This is a genomic window from Pimelobacter sp. 30-1 (assembly GCF_018831735.1).
Lineage (GTDB): Bacteria > Actinomycetota > Actinomycetes > Propionibacteriales > Nocardioidaceae > Nocardioides.
Map to the genome: position 1 here is coordinate 156018 of NZ_NHTS01000010.1, position 19071 is coordinate 175088.

The following is a 19071-nucleotide window of genomic DNA, read 5'->3' on the forward strand; positions in this document are numbered from 1 at the left end:
CGTGACGACCGCCACAGCCCACCGCCATGCTGGCACGGATCGCACGTGACGGCGGTCACGACCCGACCCGGAGGTTCCATGCATCGCCTACTGGCGCTCCTCACCGTGCTGGCGCTCACCGTGCTGGCCGCCGGCTGCGGGGTCACCCGCGGCGCGGACGACCCGGACAACCGGCGGCTGCGGATGTTCATCCCCAACAGCCCCGGCGGCGGCTACGACCTGACCGGACGGGCCGCGGCCCGCGCGATGCAGGACAACGAGCTGACCGGACGCTTCGAGATCCGCAACATCCAGGGCGCCAGCGGCACCGTCGCGATGCAGCGGCTGCTCAACGAGAAGGGCTCCGACGACCTCATGATGGTGATGGGGCTCGGCGTGGTCGGCGCGGTCTACACCAACAAGTCCGAGGCCACGCCGCTCAAGATGACTCCGATCGCCCGCTTGGTCGAGGAGCAGGAGGGCATCCTCGTGCCCGCCGACTCCCCGTTCCGGACCGTCGGCGACCTGGTCGAGGCCTGGAAGAAGGACCCCGGCGGCATCACCGTCGGCGGCGGCTCCAGCAGCGGCGGCCCCGACCACCTGTTCCCGATGCAGCTCGCCGACACGATCGGCATCTCGCCCCGCGACGTCCGCTACATCCCGTACGACGGCGGCGGCCCCCTCACGACCGCGCTCCTCGGCGAGAAGATCGACATCGGCATGTCCGGTCTCGGCGAGTTCGAGGCCCAGATCGAGGAGGGCAAGCTCCGCGTCCTCGCGGTCTCCGGCGCCGAGCGTCTCGACGGCATCGACGCGCCGACGCTGACCGAGGCCGGCGTCGACCTGGTGTTCACCAACTGGCGCGGCGTCCTCGCGCCGCCGGACATCTCCGACGACCAGCGCGCCTACCTCACCGACCTCCTCACCGAGATGCACGACACCGAGGAGTGGAAGGAGTCCCTCGCCGACAACGGCTGGAGCGACAACTTCGCCACCGGCAAGGAGTTCGAGGACTTCCTCGTCGAGCAGGACGCCCGCGTGGCCGACACCCTGAAGGAGCTGGGACTCGCATGACCACCACCGACACCGCCTGGCCGACCCGCCCGGCGATCGACAAGGCGCAGTACGGCCTGGCGGGCTTCCTCCTGCTCGCCGGCGGCTACGTCCTCTACGACGCCTCCACCCTCGACCGGGCGTTCGCCGACCAGCCCGTGCAGCCCTACGCGCTGCCGTACGTCGTCGGCGCCGCCCTCGTCCTGCTCGGCGTGCTGCTCGCCGTCGCGACCGCGCGCGGCGACCGGCCCGAGGCCGAGGAGGGTGAGGACGTCGACCTCAGCCAGGGCACCGACGTGCGCACGATCGGCCTGCTGGTCGGCGTGCTCGTCGCCAACCTGCTGCTCATCGACTGGCTGGGCTGGGCGATCACGGGCGCGCTGCTGTTCGCCGGTACGACGTACGTGCTCGGGAGCCGGACCTGGGTCCGCAACCTCGCGATCGGCGCCGCCCTGTCGTTCGGCAGCTGGTACGGCTTCTACGTCCTGCTGGGCCTGCCCATCCCGGCCGGCATCCTGGACGGAGTGCTCTGATGGACCTGCTGCTCGAAGGCTTCCAGACGGCCCTGACCCCCGAGAACCTGCTCTTCGCGCTCATCGGCGTGATGCTCGGCACCGCCGTCGGCGTGCTGCCCGGCATCGGGCCCGCGATGGCGCTGGCCCTGCTCCTGCCGATGACCTACAGCGTCGGCGTGGACAGCGCGATCATCATGTTCGCCGGCATCTACTACGGCGGCATGTACGGCGGCTCGACCACCTCGATCCTGCTCAACACCCCCGGCGAGTCCTCGTCGGTGATCACCGCCATCGAGGGCAACAAGATGGCCAAGTCGGGGCGCGCCGCGCAGGCGCTCGCCACTGCGGCGATCGGCTCCTTCGTGGCCGGCACGATCGGCACGGTGCTGCTGTGGGTGCTGGTCCCCCGGGTCGCCGACATCGTGGTGACGCTGGGTGCGCCGTCGTACTTCGCGGTGATGGTGCTGGCGTTCTTCGCGGTCACGATGGTGCTCGGCTCGTCCAAGCTGCGCGGCTTCATCTCGCTCTTCCTCGGCCTGGGCATCGCCCTGGTCGGCACGGCCACCGGCCAGGCGCGGCTGACGTTCGGCAACGCCCAGCTCGCCGACGGCATCGACGTCGTGGTGGTCGCGGTCGGCATCTTCGCGATCGGCGAGGCCCTCTGGGTCGCCGCCCACCTGCGCCGCAAGCCGCTGGAGATCATCCCCGTCGGCCAGCCCTGGATGAGCAAGGACGACTGGAGGCGCTCCTGGAAGCCGTGGCTGCGCGGCACCGCGTTCGGCTTCCCGTTCGGCGCCGTCCCGGCCGGTGGTGCCGAGGTCCCCACGTTCCTGTCGTACGCCACCGAGAAGAAGCTCTCGAAGCACCCCGAGGAGTTCGGCCGGGGCGCGATCGAGGGTGTCGCCGGACCGGAGGCCGCCAACAACGCCTCCGCCGCCGGCACCATGCTCCCCCTGCTGACGCTGGGCCTGCCGACGACCGCGACCGCGACGATCATGCTGCTGGCGCTCCAGAGCTACGGCATCCAGCCCGGCCCGCAGCTGCTCACCAACGAGCCGGCGCTCGTGTGGGGCCTGCTCGCCAGCCTGGTCATCGCCAACGCACTGCTGCTCGTCATCAACCTGCCGATGGCGCCGCTGTGGGCCAAGCTGCTGCAGATCCCGCGGCCGCAGCTCTACGCCGGCATCCTGTTCTTCGCCACGCTCGGCGCCTACACGGCCAACTTCGAGCCCTTCGACCTCGCCCTGCTGGTCGCGCTCGGCCTGCTCGGCCTGGCGATGCGCCGCTTCGGACTCCCGGTGCTGCCGCTCATCGTGGGCGTCATCCTCGGCCCCGCCATGGAGCTCCAGCTCACCACCGCGCTGCAGATCTCCGACGGCGACCTCGGCACCCTGTGGAGCGAGCCCGTCGCCGTCGCGGTGTACGCCGTGATCGCGCTCATGCTCCTCGCCATGGCCGTCGGCGCGGTGCGTGGCCGCCGCAACCCCTCCGCGACCACCCCCACCACCCCCACCGCGACCGACGAGAACGACGACACCGACGAGACCGAGGAGCTGGTGAACCGATGAGCATCGTCGTCGCCTACAGCGCCGATCGCTACGGCGAGGCCGCGCTCGAGCACGCCACAGGCCTGGCCCGCAAGGACGGCACCCGCCTGGTGATCGTCAACGCCACCCAGGGCGGCAGCCTCGTCGACCGCCGCTTCGCGCACGACGCGGACATCGAGGCCGTGCGCGACGGGCTGGTCGCCGAGGGACTGGCGGTCGTCGTCCGGCACGAGGTGGTGCCGGACGTCGCCGACGCCGTGGTCGCGGCCGCCGAGGAGGAGCAGGCGACGCTGATCGTCGTCGGCATCCGGCACCGCACCCCGGTCGGCAAGCTGCTGCTGGGCAGCGTGGCGCAGCGGATCATCCTGGAGGCGCACTGCCCCGTGCTGGCCGTGAAGCCGGCCGCGGAGTAGCGCGCGGGACGGCACGGGCCGCGGCTCAGGACAGCGAGCCGACCAGCGTCTCCTGCAGGAAGCCCAACCACTCGTAGATGTGGTGCGCCTGAGCGCGCGGGTCGTCGTCGGGCAGCGCGTACCAGTAGTCCTCGTCGCCGTCCTCGACCTCGAGCCGCGTGCCCAGCGCCAGGCGCAGGTCGGTGAACGACCGCATCCAGACCAGCGCGGTCTCCTGGTCGAGCTCGACGTCGATGGTCAGGTCCTCGTCGGTGGGCTCCGGCGGCAGGCCGGCCTCGTCGAGGACGTCGATGATGCTGCCCGCGGCACGCGCCTTGCCGTTGCGCAGGTCGCCCTCGGTGAACCGGCGGAACTCGGCCGCCGCGTCGTCGTCGCCGCGGTAGGCGTTGGGGAACAGCCGGCGCAGCACCGGGTCCTCGGGCTCGGTCGTCGGGCCGGAGAAGTCGAGCAGCTGCTCCAGCGGGTCGCGCTCGACGGGCGCGACGGCCGACTCGTCGTGGAGGAGCTCGACGAGCTGGGCGGCCAGCGAGCGCAGCAGGTCGGCCTCGAACGCCGAGAACGTCGCGATGACGCGCTTGCTCCGGCGGTGCCGGACGAATCCAGAGGTCACGCCGCGCTCACTCCGCCTTCGACAACGTCGCCCACAGGCCGTACTCGTGCATCGCCTGCACGTCGCGCTCCATCTCCTCGCGGGTGCCGCTGCTGACGACGGACTTGCCGTCCTCGTGCACCTCCATCATGAGCTTCTCGGCCTTCTTCTTGCCGTAGCCGAAGTGCTTCTGGAAGACGAAGGTCACGTAGGACATCAGGTTCACGGGGTCGTTCCACACCACCGTCACCCAGGGGGTGTCGGCGAGCGTGATGTCGTCCGGGGCGAGGTCCTTCTGGACTCCCGGATCGACCTTCTCCGGGCTCGCGGTCGTCACGGCCCCATCGTCGCACAGGGCGTCGGCGCGGCTAGGGCCACGCCCTAGGAGCACCACTTGTCGGCCAGCGTGGTGACCACGTTGAAGTTGCGGTTGGTCGCCACCACGCGCAGCGCCTTCTCGGTCTTGTAGGGGTCGACGCCGCCGGCCTCGTAGCCCGGGCCCAGCAGCAGGTGTGCCGCGCGCCCGCGGACGACGACCGCGTTGACGTCGTCGCTGCGCGCCTCGATCTCGGCGACGAGCGCGGGATCGGGCTCGTCCTTGAGCAGGTAGACGTAGTGGCGCTCGAGGTCGGTGCGCGCCGCCGTCAGCTCGCGCGCGTCGTCGGCGATCGCGACGAGCTCGGCGGGCGTGTAGACGATGGTGGGGACCTCGAAGCCCTGGCGCTCGGCGTACGCCGCCTCGAGCGCCGCCTCGACCTTGGCCCGCGAGCGCAGCGACGTGGTGAGCCGGACGTTGCCGGTATTGATGTGGGTCAGCACGCCGGTCCCGCCGGCCGCCTCGGTGGCCGCGACGATGTCGGCCTTGGCGAACTTGCGGTTCGGTCCGAGGTTGATGGCGCGCAGGAAGGCGACGTAGGTCGGCATGGGCACCAGTGTGGCGTGCGCCACCGACACGTGACATCCATAGGTTTCCAATGTAAATTGGCTGGACGTGAGCACCCCCGACACCGACGGCCTCAGCAGCGACCTCTCCGTCTACGCCGCCCGGCTGGTCCGGCTCGTCCGGCGCGAGCACGCGCCCAGCGCCGGCTCCCGGGTGCTCTCGATCCTCGACGAGCTCGGCCCGCTCGGGATCACCGCGCTGGCCCAGGTCGACCGCTGCTCCCAGCCGACGATGACCGGCCAGGTCCGCCAGCTCGTCGAGACCGGCTGGGTGACCAAGACGCCCCACCCCACCGACGCCCGCAGCAGCCTGGTCGACCTCACCGACGCCGGCCGCGCCGAGCTGCGGCGCATCCGCCGGCTCAGCGCCGCGCTCGTCACCGAGCGCCTCGCGCGTCGTACCGACCTCTCCCCCGACGACCTCGCGACCGCAGTGGCCGTGCTCCAGGCCGTCGTCGAACCCTCCTCGGAAGGAATCTCGTGACCACCCTCCACGCCGACCCCGACACCACCTCCGGCTCGTTCCTGCGCCAGCCGCGTGCGGTGTGGGCGGTCGCCTTCGCCTGCGTCATCGCCTTCATGGGCATCGGCCTGGTCGACCCGATCCTCAAGGAGATCGCAGCCAAGCTCGAGGCCACGCCCAGCCAGGTCTCGCTGCTCTTCACCAGCTACATGGCCGTGATGGGCGTCGCGATGCTCATCACCGGCGTCGTCTCCACCCGGATCGGCGCCAAGAAGACCCTGCTCACCGGCCTGGTCCTCATCATCGTCTTCGCCGGCCTGGCCGGCATGTCCGGCTCGGTCGGCGCCGTGATCGGCTTCCGCGCGGGCTGGGGCCTGGGCAACGCGCTCTTCATCGCCACCGCACTCTCCACGATCGTCAGCGCCTCGAAGGGCTCGCTGGCCCAGGCGATCATCCTGTTCGAGGCCGCGCTCGGCCTCGGCATCGCGTCGGGCCCCCTCGTCGGCGGCCTGCTCGGCGAGCACTCCTGGCGCGGGCCCTTCTTCGGCGTCTCGGTGCTCATGACCATCGCCCTGGTGGCCACCGCGATCTTCCTGCCCGCGACCCCGCCGGCCCCGCGTCGTACGACGCTGGCGGACCCGTTCCGCGCCCTCGCCTACCCCGCGCTGGCCGTCATCGCCGCGGTCGCGGTCTGCTACAACCTGGGCTTCTTCTCGCTCCTGGCGGCCGGCCCGTTCGCGCTGCCCGAGGCCGGGATCATGCAGATCGGCTGGATCTTCTTCGGCTGGGGCATCCTGCTGGCCGTCGCCTCCGTCGCCCTCGCCCCGTGGATCCAGCGCCGGATCGGCACCGTCCCCGCCCTCATCGGCGCCCTCACCCTGTTCGCCGCCGACCTGATCGTCATGGCCCTGGGCGCCGCGCACGCCGGCGTCGTCACCGTCGGCATCATCGTCGCCGGCGCCTTCCTCGGCGTGATCAACACCCTCGTCACCGAGGCCGTCATGGGCGCCGCTCCCGTCGAGCGCCCGGTCGCCTCCGCGGCGTACTCGTTCGTGCGGTTCACCGGCGGCGCCGTCGGCCCCTACGTCGCCCTCAAGCTCGCCGAGCACCAGGGCTCGGCCGCGCCGTTCTGGTTCGGCGGGATCGCCGTCGCCGTCGGCGTGGTGGTCATGGTCGCCGGAGCGCGCACGGTCCACACCGCCCTGCACGGGGACGCCGCCCCGGCGGCGCACTCGCCCGAGGAGGCGGAGGCCGAGGCGCTCGGCGACCTCGCCTGATCCTGCTTCGCCCCGCCGAGCAACCTCGTGCGCCGCTCGTGACTCAGACCATGATGAGAACCGACGGCGACGAGGAGACCCATGCTCGGCAGGAACGACCGCGACGGCTTCACCGCGTTCGCGGGCACGGACCAGCAACGCCTGTTCCGCCAGGCCTACCTGCTGTGCGGTGACCGCGCCGCCGCCGAGGACCTGGTCCAGACGACGCTGACCGCCCTGTACGTCGCGTGGCCGCGCGTCGAGGACCCGGCGCCGTACGCCCGGCGCACGATGCTCCGCGAGCACTGGCGCACCGCACGGCGCCGGGACCGCGAGCGGGCCCTGCACCGGCTCGGCGACGGCGCCGGGCCGGACCACGACCCGGCCCGCACGCTGACCGTGGTCGAGGCGCTCGGCACGCTGCCGGCACGGATGCGCGCCGTGGTCGTGCTCCGCTACTGGGAGGACCTCAGCGTCGAGCAGACCGCAGCCCTGCTCGGCACCAGCACCGGCAACGTGAAGTCCAGCGCCAGCCGGGGACTCGCCAAGCTGCGGGCCGCACTCGGCGACAGCTTCGCCGAGCGGGTCGCCGTCGTACCCACCAGCCAGGAGGACGCACCATGAGCCCGACCACCGAGGAGCTCCGCTCCGCGATCGACGAGGAGCTGTCCACGCTCGCCCCGATGACCGATGGCGTGGGCCGCGCCCGAGCCGCCGGGCAGCGGCGGGTGCGTCGCCGCCGCACGCTTCGCGTCGCCGCGGTGACGGCGGCCGTCGCCGTCGTGGCCGGGGTCGGGTACGCCGCCGTCGACCGGGACCCCTCCGCCGCGCCGGACGCCGCGGCCGATCCCGCACCCCGGAGCGAGCGCCCCGGCGGCGACCCGCGGCGCACCACTGCCGAGGAGGCCGTCGCGCGAGCGATGGCGAGCCCGCGGATCACGGAGCAGGCCTGGCTCGACGCCTTCGCGGCGACCTGGGACGCTCTGCTGCCGCGTCGCTTCGGCGGGGTCACCCTGACCCGCGAGCCCGGCTCGGCCCCGTTGCTGCGCACGACCGCGGGCACGCCGCGGTTCGACTCCTGGCTGTCCATCGGCGGCTACGAGGGGCCGCGCGCCGACCAGCCCGGCACGAGCGGTTGCGCCGGGCTGCGCCAGGTCGCAGCTGAGGCCGACTTCCGCTGGGACGTCACCGACTGCGTCGACGGCACCATCGCGAGCGAGCTCGACTACCTCGCCGACCGGGAGTACACGGTCGGGGGCGACCAGTCCGACACCCCGGGCCAGGGCAGCCACGGCGCCGGCGTGCTCGTGGTCGGCGACAACTTCTTCCTCGAGTGGGGCCTGCAGGCGGTCGGCCCGGACGCGGAGGTCGGCCTCACCGCCGACGAGATGGCGACGATGGTGGAGGACCCGCTCTTCCTGCGGATGGCCGAGCTCGGCACCCGCTACTTCGCCGAGCGGCCGGACGAGCCGGGCGCCTCGGTCGTCCGCCAGGTCGACCCGACCTGGCCGCTGTGAGGCGCGGGCGCCTCAGCTGAAGATCATGCAGCTGCTGGACGCGTAGGCGACGAGCTTGCCGCTCCCGTCGTACAGCTTGGCCTCGGCGAGCGCCGTACGGCGGCCGCGCTGGAGCACGGTCCCCACGGCCCGCAGCCGGCCCGAGTCGACGGTGACGGCGCGCAGGAACTTCACGGTCAGGTCGAGCGAGGTGTAGCCCTCGCCCACCGCGAGCGTGGAGTGCACCGCACACCCGCAGGCGGAGTCGAGCAGCGTGGCGTAGACGCCGCCGTGGACGCTGCCGATGGGGTTGTAGTGGCGCAGCTCGGGGTCGAGCTCGAAGATCGCGGTCCCCCGCTCGGGGACGTCGAAGCCGGCGAAGCCGAGCGTCTCGGCGATCGGCGCCGCGGGGATCAGCCCGTCGCGCATGGCCTCGAGCTGGGCGAGCCCGTCGAGCTCGGCGGGGTTCACCTGGGTCTGGATCACGGACTCAGTCATGGCGCCATCAGACCAGTCCGATGCTGAGTCTGTCAACGAGACCTAGATCGCTCTATGCTGGCCCGATGAGGACCACCGGGACCGAGCCGAGCGCCCCGGCCGCGATGGCGTGGTCGGTCGACAACTGCACCCTCGGCCGGGCGATGGCGATCCTCGGCGAGCGGTGGACCGTGGTCGTGCTGCGCGAGGTCTTCCTCGGCGTACGCCGCTTCGACGACATCCGCCGGCACGCGGGCATCCCCCGCCAGGTGCTCACCAACCGGCTCGCGGCGCTGGTGGACCAGGGCATCCTGCGCAAGGTCCCCTACCGCGCCGACGGCGCGCGCACCCGGCACGAGTACCGGCTCACCGCGATGGGCCTCGAGCTCCAGCCCGTCCTGCTCGCGATCAGCCACTGGGGCGACCGGCACCTGGCCGACCCCGGCGGCCCGCCGACGGTCTTCGTGCACCGCGACGAGGAGTGCGCCGAGGAGGTGCACGTCGAGGTCCGCTGCGCGGCCGGCCACCACCTCGCCGACCCGCGCCAGGTCGCGACCAGGCCGGGGCCGGGCGTACGCCCGTTCGAGGGCTGAGCCCCGCCGGGGCCTAGGAGGTCTTGCGGACCGACCACTCCCGGATCCGGTCGATCCGCTTCTGGAGCTGCTCGGCATTGGCGACCGCGGCCGCCGGGCCCCCGCACTCCTTGCGCAGCGCGGCGTGGGTGATGCCGTGCGCCTGGCCGGTCCGGTGGTTCCACGAGCCGACCAGGCCGTTGAGCTCGCGGCGCAGCAGCCCGAGCTGCTCGTGGGTGGTCACCTCGGCGACGGTGTCGGCCGGGCGCTCCTCGGCCACCGGCCCCGAGCGCGTACGACGGCGGTCGGCCTGGCGCTGCTGGAGCAGGGCGCTGACCTGGTCGGGCTCGAGCAGGCCGGGGATGCCGAGGAAGTCCATCTCCTCCTCGGAGCCGACGTGCACCTCGCCCTCGTGGCCGAACTGCGCGCCGTCGTAGAGCGCGTGGTCGAAGCGGGCCTCGGAGCCGAGCGCCTCGAAAGGCCCCAGCTCGAGCTCCTCGGAGGCACCCTCGGCTGCATTGGCCTGGGCCAGCAGATCGTCCTCGGCGGCGAAGATGTCGCCGTCGTCGCTGACCTTGCGCTTGAGGACGTGGTCGCGCTGGGCCTCGAGCTCGGAGGCGAACGAGAGCAGGTTCGGCACCGACGGCAGGAACACCGAGGCGATCTCGCCGCGCTTGCGCGCGCGCACGAACCGGCCGACGGCCTGGGCGAAGAACAGCGGGGTCGAGGTCGTGGTGGCCCACACGCCGACCGCGAGGCGCGGGACGTCGACGCCCTCGGAGACCATCCGGACCGCGACCATCCAGCGCGAGTCGGCCTCGCTGAACGCGGAGATCTTCTTCGACGACGCCTTCTCGTCGGAGAGCACGACGGTCGCCGACTCGCCGCTGATCGACTTGAGCAGCTTGGCGTAGGCGCGGGCGCTGTCCTGGTCGGAGGCGATCACCAGGCCGCCCGCGTCGGGGATGTGCCGGCGTACCTCGGAGAGCCGCTTGTCGGCCGCCTCGAGCACCGAGGGCATCCACGAGCCCTGGGGGTCGAGCGCGGTGCGCAGCGCCTGGGAGGTCATGTCCTTGGTGAGCGGCTCGCCCAGCGACGCGGCGACCTCGTCGCCCGCGCGGGTGCGCCAGCTCATCTGGCCGGAGTAGGCCAGGAAGAGCACCGGCCGGACCACGTGGTCGGCCAGCGCCTCGGCGTAGCCGTAGGTGTAGTCGGCGACCGACGTCGGGAAGCCGCCCTCGCCGGGGGCGTAGCTGACGAACGGGATCGGGTTGATGTCGGAGCGGAACGGCGTACCGGTCAGCGCCAGGCGGCGCGCGGCCGGCTCGAACGCCTCGCGCACTCCCTCGCCCCAGTTGAGCGAGTCGCCCGCGTGGTGGATCTCGTCGAGGATGACCAGGGTGCGGAACCGCTCGGTGCGGATCCGCAGCGCCAGCGGGTTGACCCCGACACCGGCATAGGTGACCGCGACGCCGACGTAGTCGCTGGAGATCTTGCCCGAGCCGGCCGAGTAGGTCGGGTCGATCGGGATGCCCGCCCGCGCCGCCGCCTCGGCCCACTGCATCTTGAGGTGCTCGGTGGGCGCGACGATGATCAGCCGGTCGACGACGCGGCGCCCCAGCAGCTCGGCGGCCACGGTGAGCGCGAACGTCGTCTTGCCCGCGCCGGGGGTCGCCACGGCGAGGAAGTCACGCGGGTTGCGCGAGAGGTAGTCGTCGAGAGCGGCAGACTGCCAGGCACGCAGCGACGGCGCCGTGCCCCAGGCTGCCCGCTCCGGCCAAGCCGGACCGAGCGAGCTCATTCGTCGGAACCGGACCCGTCGTCGCCGTGCGGGATGCTCTCCCAGATCTCCTTGCAGTCCGGGCACACCGGGAACTTCTCCGGCGCCCGGCTCGGCACCCAGACCTTGCCGCAGAGCGCGACCACGGGCGTGCCCATGACCATGGCCTCGGTCAGCTTGTCCTTGTCGACGTAGTGAGAGAAACGCTCGTGGTCGCCCTCGTCGGTCGGGACGGTACGGCGGTCCTCGCGGACATCCGTTTCTGTCGAGAAGCCGATCGTGGTCACGCCCGCAGTCTAATGGCCGTCAGTGCCCTCCGGAGACATCGACGTCCTTCGGGAGCTGGCGCCAGACCAGGAACGCGATCACCAGGGTGACCACGCCCCCGACCAGACCCACCGCCCCGAAGGCGTCGGTGTACGACGCCAGGGCCGCCGGCTCGACCGCGGTGCCGAGCGCGCCGGTGAGCGACTCCTGCGCCTCGTGGCCCGCCCCGGACGGGAGCCCCTGGCGGTAGACGAGCCCCGCGATGCTGCCGAGCACGGCGATGCCGAGCACGCCGCCGACCTCGTAGGACATCTCCTCGACCGCGGCGGCCGAACCGGCCTGGTGGGCCGGCGCGGCGCCCATGATGAGCGCGGAGGCCAGACCGAGGGCGGCCGAGCCGAAGCCGACGAGGAGCAGCGCCACGGCGACGCCGGCGTACGGCATCGGGCGGGGCAGCAGCCACAGCGTGAGCAGGCCGCCGGCGAGCACGACCAGGCCGGCCACGATCACGGTGCGGGCCCCGATCCGGGCGGCGAGCGCCGGGGCCAGCGGCGGGCCGATCAGCCCGCCCAGCGCCATCGGCAGCAGCGCGACGCCCGCGACGAGCGGGGTCCAGCCCTGGACCAGCTGCAGCCACTGCGAGCCGACGAACAGCAGCGCCATGGTGACGGTGCTGCTCACCAGCGCGGTCACCACACCGGCCCGGAAGACCGGGTTGGCGAAGAGCCGGACGGCGAGCATCGGCTGGTCCTGGCCCAGGCAGCGCCGGACGAAGGTGGCGAGCAGCGCGACGCCGGCCACGAGGACGAGGATCGTCACGGCGTCCACGTCGCCCTTGCCGAGGTGCTTGATGCCGTAGACCGCACCGACCATGCCGCCGACCGAGAGCAGGACGCCGATCGCGTCGACCCGGCCGGGCCGCTCGGAGCGGCTCTCGGGGAGCAGCAGGAGGCCGGCGACGAACGCCACGACCATGAGCGGCACGTTGACCAGGAAGGCCGCGTGCCAGCTGAACGCGCTCAGCAGCGCGCCGCCGACGATCGGGCCGACCGCGCCGCCGACGGCGGCGGTGGCCGCCCACAGGCCGAGCGCGAAGGCCCGCTCGCGGGCGTCGGGAAAGAGCGCGCGGATCAGCGACAGCGTGGCCGGCATGATCATCGCGCCGCCGATGCCGAGCACGGCGCGCACGACGATGACGTCGCCCGGGCTCTTTGCGACGAGCGCGCCGAGCGAGGCGAGGGCGAAGATCACGAAGCCGGTGAGCAGCATCCGGCGCCGGCCCCAGCGGTCGGCCACGGCCGCGAGCGGCACGAGCAGGCCGGCCAGGACCAGCGAGTAGACGTCGACGATCCACAGCTGGGCGAGCCCGCCCGCGTGGAGGTCCTCGGTCAGGTCGGGCAGCGCGACGTTGAGGACGGTCATGTCCATCACGACGACGAGCAGGCTCGCGGCGAGGACGGCCAGGCCGCCCCACCGCAGGCGGCTCTGGCGCTCGGTGAGCGTCGCGGCCGTGGCGTCGGCCGGGATCGGCGGGGTCATCGCGCCGCACCTCCCTCGAGGAACGTGGACCGGACGAGCGCCTCGGCGTCGCGCCGGGCGATGTCGCCGCTGACCAGTGCGTCGCGCACGGCGATGAGCAGGCCGTAGACGGAGTGCCCCAGCCAGCGCGCGGGGACGTCGGCGCGCAGCACGCCGGCGGCCTGCGCGGCGGCGTAGAGGGTGACCTCCTGGGCGAACAGCGTGTCGGCGCGCTCGCGCAGGTCGGGCGCGTTGAGCACCGTGGTGTCGGTCAGGGCGATGCCGATCTCGTCGGCATCGACCACGAAGCGGTCGAGGAGGTCCTCCAGGCAGGCCCGGATCCGGTCCGGGTCTCCCCCGGCGACGACCTCGGCCAGGCCGGCCTCACGCTGGCTCTCCTCCCAGCGGTCGAGCGAGCGGAGCCCGATCTCGTGCAGCAGGTCCTCACGGCTGGCGAAGTGCCGGTGCACGGTCGCGCGCCCGACCCCGGCCGCGGTGGCGATCTGGGCCATCGACGCGGTCGGGTCGGTCGTGAGCAGGCGCTGGGCGGCGACCAGCACCGTGTCGCGGGTGGACATGGTTCCTCCTGAGGTTGAGACACAAGAGTCTCACGTGAGACATCAATGTCTCAACTTCTTGGCATGCGACGTCCGTCACCGGCGCCGGCCCGCTCAGTTGAGCTCGGGGTCGGCCGGCCGGGTCGCGTGCAGCGCGAGGTCGCCGGGCTGGCGACGCAGCACCCGGCGGCGCAGGTCGCGGGTGTCGCCGAGGAAGACGTCGTCGGCGAGGCCGGGGACGACGTACCAGCTGCCCTCGGCGATCTCGGCCTGGAGCTGGCCGGCGCCCCAGCCGGCGTACCCGGCGAAGATGCGGAGCCGGTCGACCGTGCCCTCGACGAGCTCGCGCGGGGTGTCGAGGTCGAGCAGGCCGATCCGCTCCCACAGCGGCTGGAAGCCGGCCGCCTGCTCCCCGCCCGGCACGGCCAGGGCGACGGCGAGCGCGCCGTCGGTCGCGACGGGTCCGCCCTGGAAGAGCACCTCGGGCTCCTCGACGACGTCGCCCCAGTCGCCCAGCACCTCGGAGACGGGCAGCGCGGTCGGCCGGTTGAGGACGACGCCGAGCGCGCCGTCGTCGTTCACGTCGAGCAGCAGCACGACGGTGTCGGCGAAGTTCGGGTCGAGCAGCTCGGGCGCGGCGAGCAGCAGCTGCCCGGCGGCGAGGTCACTCGACATGGCTCCATCATCCCCCAGCGACCGGGGGCGCGAAGCAGGCGACCCCGGACCCGCGCGAGCGATGGGAGGGAGCTCGCGTCGGGCCCGGGGCCGCACTCTAGGGAGGATGTCAGGCGGCGACGACCGCGCGCAGCCGCTCGAGCAGCGACCCGCGCACCTCGGGCTCGGCGTACGCCGCGTCGGGCGTGATCATCGGGGTGCCCCGGTGCAGCAGGCGGGCCCGCTCCTCGATCTCGCCGCCGATCCGGTCGGACGCCTCGTCGCCGAGGCTGGTCCGGCCGGCCATGACGGCGAGCAGGTGGTGCTCCTTGAACCGCGCGGCGGCCATGGCCGTGGCCATCGCCGCGTCGACGGGCTGGGCGCGGTAGTGGTCGATGATCATCCGCACGCCGGGCAGCTCGTGGGCGGTGTTGCTCCACGCGATGGCGACGGCCTCGTCGAGGTCCATCGGCTGGTGCGCGAGCATCCGCTCGATCTGGCCGGAGAGGCGGGTGTGCCACTTCAGCGTGAGGGCGGCGAGCAGGTCGAGCTCGTCGCGGAAGCCCACGGAGACGCCGTCGACGTCCATGGGCAGCAGGCCGTCCCGACGGACGGCCGAGGTCGCGATGACGGAGCGGAGGGTCTCGCCCCGGCTGTGAAAGGCCTTCCAGGTCATGGTCAGCTCCTTGCTTCTCGTGCGGCGGCTCCGGAACTCGGGGTATCCGACATACCGCTGGTACGTACTACGAGTATGGCGCAGACCAGGGGTATGCCAAACGGCACGACACCGTGATCCCGCCCACCCCGGTCGTGACCGTCGCCCGTGACCGGTGTCACTCGCGACGCGGCGCCACACCTATGCTGGCCCGGTGGCGAAGGCATCGGTCTCGAAACTCGTCCCCAAGGTCCCCGGGGTGCCGGGGGCGTCGCGCCGTGCGGCGTACTCGGCCTCGACCAAGCGGGCCCTGGTCGACGTCGCCGAGGGCCTCTTCGCCGAGAAGGGCTACGCCGCGACCTCCCTCGACGCCATCGTCTCCGGCGCGCGGGTGACCAAGGGCGCGCTCTACCACCACTTCTCGGGCAAGCAGGCGCTCTTCGAGTCGGTCTTCGAGCGGGTCGAGCAGGAGTCGTCCAAGCGGATCCAGAAGGCGCTGCGCGCCGAGAAGGACCCCTGGCTCAAGGCGCTGCGCGGCCTGCGCTCGTTCCTCGACGTCGTCCAGGAGTCGCGCTACCGGCGCATCGTGATCCAGGACGGTCCGGCCGTGCTCGGCTACGAGCGCTACCGCGAGCAGGAGGAGCGCTCGACGTTCGCCAATATCGTCGAGATCGTCCGTGCCACGCTCGACGCCGGCTCGTGGCAGCTCGACGAGGAGATGCTGCAGACCTTCTCCCGGATCTTCTTCGGCGCGATGTCCTCGGCCGGTGAGTCCGTCGCCACCGCGACCGACCCCGAGGCCGCGGCCCGCCGGGTCGAGCACGCGATCGGCTTCCTGCTCGCCGGCGTGCAGAGCCTGGTCGAGCAGGGCATCGAGATGCCCAGCGCCTTCGAGGAGTCCGCCGAGGCCGACGCCGAGAACGACGACGCCGCCGAGCCCGAGTAGGGCCCGGCGGCGTCAGCCGTCAGCAGGTCACTTGCCGAACGTGACCGATCCGTTGTTGGCGTCGACCGGGACGAGCTCGATCCAGACCTTGCCGGCCGGGACCTTGAGCGGCGTACCGTCGGCGGCGGCGAGCGTCACCGCGGAGGCGAGCTTGTCCTTGGCCCAGGTGCCCTCGACGACCTGGCCGTTGTGGAAGAGCTGGGCCTTGCCCTTGCCCACGAAGTGGCTCTCCGGCACGAAGTTGCCGGCCGGGTCGCGGTAGCCCGCGTCGGTGATCTTGACCCGGATCACCAGAACGGTGTCGGGCTGGAAGCGGTCGCCCTGGGCGGCGTTGGAGTTGCTGTTGACGTACTTGCCGCCCTGGAACTGCCAGCTCGTGGTGTGGCTGCCGAAGTCGGCCTGGATCGTGCCGGCCGGCTGACCGTTGGTGAAGTCGGCCTCGGTGCCCCACGGCAGGTAGTCGGCCGGACGCTCGGCCTTGCCGTCCTCGGCCGCCTTGGCGACCTTCTTGAGGTCGGTGAACAGGTTGTACGGCGCGCGGCGGCTGTTGTCGCGGTAGAAGCCGGGGCCGCCCTCCTGGAAGAACTTGATCTTGGCCTTGTTGATCCGCGGGATGGTCTCGTTCGCGGCCCCGCTCGTGGCAATCACTCCGTTGACGGGAGAAACGATGCCGATATCGCTGGCCCGCATCGAACGCACCGGACCGATGTTGGCCGGCAACTGGGAGTAGTAGAACGCCGCGAGGCGGGTGATCCCGCCCTCGACCAGCTCCTCGACGACGAGGTCGGCCTTGCTCAGGCCGATCTGCGGCGAGCTGGCGGTGGAGTTGTCGATCTTGGTGACCACGACCGGGTGGTCGAGCTCGACCGACTGGCCCTCCTTGGCCTCCAGGCCGGTCAGCGGCCAGGTGGCCGGCTCCTCCGGCACGGGGGCGACCGACGACTTGTCCGCCTCGGGCTTCTTGGTGTCGTCTCCCCCGCAGCCGGCGAGCACGAGGCTCAGCGCGACGAGGGTGGCGGGCACGGCGGTACGGAGGGTGGAAAGGCGCACTCGGCAAGTGTTCCTCACCCACGGCCGGGACGACGGAGCACCCGCCGCGTGTCGCACGACAGCGGTCAGTTCTCGCTCTTTTGCGAACTGGATCTGTCTTCCCGTGGACATCAGCGGGCGCTTCGGCGCTACTCAGAGCATGGCTCACGAACAGAAGAGACCGTCCCGGCAGGCGCGGCCCATGACCAGGCGAGCGCTGTTGGCAGGCGCGGCGGGGAGCACGATCGGTGCCGCGGGGCTCGCCGCCCCTCTCGCAGCGGCGGCATCATCCGCCCCGGAGTGCCTCGCCGACCTGGTCCCGGGAGCGAGCTGATGGCCGACGCCACCTGGCTCGCCCAGCGCCTCTACCGCGACGAGTTCCTCACCGTCATCGAACAGCCTGGGTGGAGGAGTCGCAAGCGGCCCGGCAGCTTCGCCCCGATCGGGGTGCTGATGCACCACACGGGCTACCGGTCGTCGAACGCCGACCCCTTTCCGGGCTTGGACACCGTGATCAACGGGCGACCGGACCTTCCCGGCCCCTTGTGCCACCTCCTCGTCGGCTACAACGGCAAGGTCCGGGTGATCGCAGCCGGCCGCGCCAACCACGCCAACACCGCACGTGCGAGCGGTCCCTTGCCCGCCGGCGACGGCAACACGATGTACGTCGGTATCGAGGTCGACTACGCGCCCCAGCTCGGGCAGACACCGTCGTCCGCCCAGGTGAACGCCGCCATGCAGGCCGCAGCCGCCGTGGTGACCCGTCTCGGCCGCGGCAAGCGCTACGTCCGAGCGCATGCGGAGACGTCGACGACAGGCAAGTGGGATCCCGGCGGTTCGTTCCCAGCCCCCGGCGACTTTCGCGACAAGGTGGGTTGGTGGATCAACAACTACTGGAGGTCCTGATGACCCGCACCCGCGCCGTCATCCAGCCGGCTGTGACCGCGCTGGCCTGCGCCCTGCTCCTGACCGCGCTCGCCGCTTGCGGGTCGCGCTCGGAGCTGGCGAGCGACAGTATGCCGCCGACACCGACGCCGAGCAGCACCTCTGCCGGGGCCGACGCCACGGATCCCGTCGACGCTGCGGTGCGCGACGCCTACCGCCGGGCCACGGGGGCGGGCCTTCCTGCTTGGGCGCCGGAGGTCAGGGTCTACATCGGCGGCCGGCCCGCGGGCCGGATCACTGCAGCCGAGGCCTCGGCCGGGGCGTCCTGGGACGGCTGCCCCCAAGGCGATCTGGAGTACGCGGGCCGCTCCTGCCCCGTCGGTCCTGCGGCGCCACTCGCCGCCCTGCTCGCCGACGGCGGGGTCACCGCCACGACCGTGGGCGCTCCGGCAGTCGTCGGTTGCGACAGACCGAAGCGCCCACCTGTCCCGGAAGCCGCCCGGTCGGTCTCGATCGTTCCCGATGAAGATCACCAGGACTGCTTCGCCGCATTCAGCTGGACCCTCTACCTCGACAGCGACGACGAGATCGTGGCGACCGACCTCGTCCTCAGCAGCCCCTAGACCGGACGCGTCTCAGGGTGCGCGCGGCTCAGGTGCCGAGCGAGATGCCACCGTCGACATAGACGGTCTGGCCGGTGATGTAGGACGCCTCGTCACTGGACAAGAACGTCACCGCCGCCGCGATGTCCTCAGGATGACCCACCCGGCGCACCGGGTTCGCCTCCGCGTTGAGCCGCCGGAACTCCTCGACATCCATCTTCAGACGAGCCGCGGTGGCATCGGTCATCTCGGTCGCGATGAAACCCGGCGCGACCGCGTTCACGTTGATCCCGAACGGGCCCAGCTCGATGCCCAGGGTCCGGGTGAACCCCTGGATCCCCATCTTCGCCGCCGAGTAGTTCGCCTGGCCCCGGTTGCCCAGCGCCGAGATCGAGGAGATGTTCACGACCTTGCCGTACTTCTGCTCCACGAAGTGCTTCTGCGCGGCCTTGGTCATCAAGAACGCACCCTTCAGGTGCACCCCCATCACCAGGTCCCAGTCGTCCTCGGTCATCTTGAACAACAGGTTGTCGCGGGTGATGCCGGCGTTGTTGACCAGCACGTGGATCCCACCCAGCTCGGCCACCACCCGCTCGACAGCGGCCTCGACCGACGCACCATCAGCGACGTTCGCACCGATCCCCACCGCCTTCGCGCCCCCGACCAGCGGCAGCCTCGCCGCCGCCTCGGCCGCAGCAGCCTCGTCGAGGTCCACGATCGCGACCGAGGCACCCTCCTCCGCATAACGCGTGGCGGTACCGAACCCGATCCCCCGCGCGGCACCGGTGATGACGGCGACCCGCCCGTCGAAACGACCCATCTGCTTACCTCAGCTCTTTCGGCTCGGTCCAAGTTCGATCGGTCGCAGCCTACGGC

The 19071-nt window shown here is 72.0% G+C and carries 24 protein-coding genes; 12 read left to right on the top strand and 12 right to left on the bottom strand.

What is annotated here, in order from left to right; translation table 11 throughout:
* Nucleotides 1-78 precede the first annotated feature (78 nt).
* Genes CCO04_RS22480 through CCO04_RS22495 form a run of 4 tightly spaced genes read left to right on the top strand, consistent with a single transcriptional unit; the run spans nt 79 to nt 3507 of the window.
* The gene (locus tag CCO04_RS22480) at nt 79-1053 is read left to right on the top strand and encodes a tripartite tricarboxylate transporter substrate binding protein (RefSeq protein ID WP_215816398.1); all 975 of its coding nucleotides are present in this window, start codon (nt 79-81) and stop codon (nt 1051-1053) included.
* Nucleotides 1050-1565: a tripartite tricarboxylate transporter TctB family protein gene (locus tag CCO04_RS22485; protein ID WP_215816399.1), complete on the top strand. Its 516-nt coding sequence runs from the start codon at nt 1050-1052 to the stop codon at nt 1563-1565. The genes CCO04_RS22480 and CCO04_RS22485 overlap by 4 nt, the downstream gene beginning before the upstream one ends.
* Nucleotides 1565-3115 carry a tripartite tricarboxylate transporter permease gene (locus tag CCO04_RS22490; RefSeq protein ID WP_215816400.1) on the top strand — a complete coding sequence of 517 codons (1551 nt, stop codon included), beginning with the start codon at nt 1565-1567 and terminating at the stop codon, nt 3113-3115. Before CCO04_RS22485 ends, CCO04_RS22490 begins: the two co-directional genes overlap by 1 nt.
* On the top strand, nt 3112-3507 hold the full coding sequence (locus CCO04_RS22495; protein WP_215816401.1) for a universal stress protein: 396 nt from the start codon (nt 3112-3114) through the stop codon (nt 3505-3507). The genes CCO04_RS22490 and CCO04_RS22495 overlap by 4 nt, the downstream gene beginning before the upstream one ends.
* 25 nt (nt 3508-3532) lie before the next feature.
* Here the strand turns inward: CCO04_RS22495 and CCO04_RS22500 are convergent, their stop codons facing one another.
* The 3 genes from CCO04_RS22500 to CCO04_RS22510 are packed head-to-tail and all read right to left on the bottom strand — an operon-like array spanning nt 3533 to nt 5020.
* On the bottom strand, nt 3533-4117 hold the full coding sequence (locus tag CCO04_RS22500; protein WP_215816402.1) for a DUF2017 domain-containing protein: 585 nt from the start codon (nt 4115-4117) through the stop codon (nt 3533-3535).
* Between the two features lie 7 nt (nt 4118-4124).
* Complete coding sequence (gene clpS / locus CCO04_RS22505) at nt 4125-4433, bottom strand: ATP-dependent Clp protease adapter ClpS (RefSeq protein WP_038677635.1); 309 nt, start codon at nt 4431-4433, stop codon at nt 4125-4127.
* Between the two features lie 44 nt (nt 4434-4477).
* A complete protein-coding gene (locus tag CCO04_RS22510; RefSeq protein WP_252373717.1) occupies nt 4478-5020 on the bottom strand; it encodes a DUF1697 domain-containing protein in 543 nt (180 codons plus the stop codon).
* Between the two features lie 67 nt (nt 5021-5087).
* Between CCO04_RS22510 and CCO04_RS22515 the strand changes: the two genes are divergently transcribed.
* The 4 genes from CCO04_RS22515 to CCO04_RS22530 all read left to right on the top strand — a co-directional run bounded on the left by CCO04_RS22515 (nt 5088) and on the right by CCO04_RS22530 (nt 8274).
* On the top strand, nt 5088-5522 hold the full coding sequence (locus tag CCO04_RS22515; RefSeq protein WP_308281456.1) for a MarR family transcriptional regulator: 435 nt from the start codon (nt 5088-5090) through the stop codon (nt 5520-5522).
* On the top strand, nt 5519-6778 hold the full coding sequence (locus CCO04_RS22520) for an MFS transporter (protein WP_308281457.1): 1260 nt from the start codon (nt 5519-5521) through the stop codon (nt 6776-6778). The genes CCO04_RS22515 and CCO04_RS22520 overlap by 4 nt, the downstream gene beginning before the upstream one ends.
* Before the next feature lie 81 nt (nt 6779-6859).
* Nucleotides 6860-7381, top strand: coding sequence for a SigE family RNA polymerase sigma factor (locus CCO04_RS22525; RefSeq protein WP_215816403.1), 522 nt, complete (start codon nt 6860-6862; stop codon nt 7379-7381).
* Nucleotides 7378-8274 carry a hypothetical protein gene (locus CCO04_RS22530; protein WP_215816404.1) on the top strand — a complete coding sequence of 299 codons (897 nt, stop codon included), beginning with the start codon at nt 7378-7380 and terminating at the stop codon, nt 8272-8274. Before CCO04_RS22525 ends, CCO04_RS22530 begins: the two co-directional genes overlap by 4 nt.
* 12 nt (nt 8275-8286) lie before the next feature.
* On the opposite strand, the gene CCO04_RS22535 is transcribed toward CCO04_RS22530, so the two are convergent.
* Nucleotides 8287-8751, bottom strand: a complete 465-nt coding sequence (locus CCO04_RS22535; protein WP_215816405.1) for a PaaI family thioesterase — start codon at nt 8749-8751, stop codon at nt 8287-8289.
* 65 nt (nt 8752-8816) lie between these two features.
* Between CCO04_RS22535 and CCO04_RS22540 the strand changes: the two genes are divergently transcribed.
* Nucleotides 8817-9323: a helix-turn-helix domain-containing protein gene (locus CCO04_RS22540; RefSeq protein WP_215816406.1), complete on the top strand. Its 507-nt coding sequence runs from the start codon at nt 8817-8819 to the stop codon at nt 9321-9323.
* Between the two features lie 13 nt (nt 9324-9336).
* On the opposite strand, the gene CCO04_RS22545 is transcribed toward CCO04_RS22540, so the two are convergent.
* From CCO04_RS22545 to CCO04_RS22570, 6 genes are all read right to left on the bottom strand, one after another.
* Nucleotides 9337-11103, bottom strand: a complete 1767-nt coding sequence (locus CCO04_RS22545) for a DEAD/DEAH box helicase (RefSeq protein ID WP_215816407.1) — start codon at nt 11101-11103, stop codon at nt 9337-9339.
* The gene (locus CCO04_RS22550; RefSeq protein ID WP_215816655.1) at nt 11100-11360 is read right to left on the bottom strand and encodes a DUF3039 domain-containing protein; all 261 of its coding nucleotides are present in this window, start codon (nt 11358-11360) and stop codon (nt 11100-11102) included. Before CCO04_RS22550 ends, CCO04_RS22545 begins: the two co-directional genes overlap by 4 nt.
* A 28-nt stretch (nt 11361-11388) precedes the next feature.
* Nucleotides 11389-12888, bottom strand: a complete 1500-nt coding sequence (locus CCO04_RS22555) for an MFS transporter (protein ID WP_215816408.1) — start codon at nt 12886-12888, stop codon at nt 11389-11391.
* Nucleotides 12885-13445: a TetR/AcrR family transcriptional regulator gene (locus CCO04_RS22560; RefSeq protein WP_215816409.1), complete on the bottom strand. Its 561-nt coding sequence runs from the start codon at nt 13443-13445 to the stop codon at nt 12885-12887. Before CCO04_RS22560 ends, CCO04_RS22555 begins: the two co-directional genes overlap by 4 nt.
* Nucleotides 13446-13538: 93 nt before the next feature.
* Complete coding sequence (locus CCO04_RS22565; RefSeq protein WP_215816410.1) at nt 13539-14099, bottom strand: YqgE/AlgH family protein; 561 nt, start codon at nt 14097-14099, stop codon at nt 13539-13541.
* A 109-nt stretch (nt 14100-14208) separates the two neighbouring features.
* The gene (locus CCO04_RS22570; protein ID WP_215816411.1) at nt 14209-14754 is read right to left on the bottom strand and encodes a hypothetical protein; all 546 of its coding nucleotides are present in this window, start codon (nt 14752-14754) and stop codon (nt 14209-14211) included.
* Nucleotides 14755-14947: 193 nt separating this feature from the next.
* Here CCO04_RS22570 and CCO04_RS22575 point away from each other — a divergent pair, with 193 nt between their 5' ends.
* The gene (locus CCO04_RS22575) at nt 14948-15679 is read left to right on the top strand and encodes a TetR/AcrR family transcriptional regulator (RefSeq protein ID WP_215816412.1); all 732 of its coding nucleotides are present in this window, start codon (nt 14948-14950) and stop codon (nt 15677-15679) included.
* A gap of 27 nt (nt 15680-15706) precedes the next feature.
* Here CCO04_RS22575 and CCO04_RS22580 read toward each other — a convergent pair whose 3' ends face one another.
* Complete coding sequence (locus tag CCO04_RS22580; protein WP_215816413.1) at nt 15707-16729, bottom strand: DUF3048 domain-containing protein; 1023 nt, start codon at nt 16727-16729, stop codon at nt 15707-15709.
* A gap of 312 nt (nt 16730-17041) precedes the next feature.
* Here CCO04_RS22580 and CCO04_RS22585 point away from each other — a divergent pair, with 312 nt between their 5' ends.
* Nucleotides 17042-17614, top strand: coding sequence for an N-acetylmuramoyl-L-alanine amidase (locus CCO04_RS22585; protein WP_215816414.1), 573 nt, complete (start codon nt 17042-17044; stop codon nt 17612-17614).
* On the top strand, nt 17614-18216 hold the full coding sequence (locus tag CCO04_RS22590) for a hypothetical protein (RefSeq protein ID WP_215816415.1): 603 nt from the start codon (nt 17614-17616) through the stop codon (nt 18214-18216). Before CCO04_RS22585 ends, CCO04_RS22590 begins: the two co-directional genes overlap by 1 nt.
* Nucleotides 18217-18244: 28 nt before the next feature.
* Here the strand turns inward: CCO04_RS22590 and CCO04_RS22595 are convergent, their stop codons facing one another.
* Nucleotides 18245-19015 (bottom strand): SDR family NAD(P)-dependent oxidoreductase, encoded by a 771-nt coding sequence (locus CCO04_RS22595; protein ID WP_215812124.1) that lies wholly within the window; start codon nt 19013-19015, stop codon nt 18245-18247.
* Nucleotides 19016-19071: the final 56 nt, after the last annotated feature.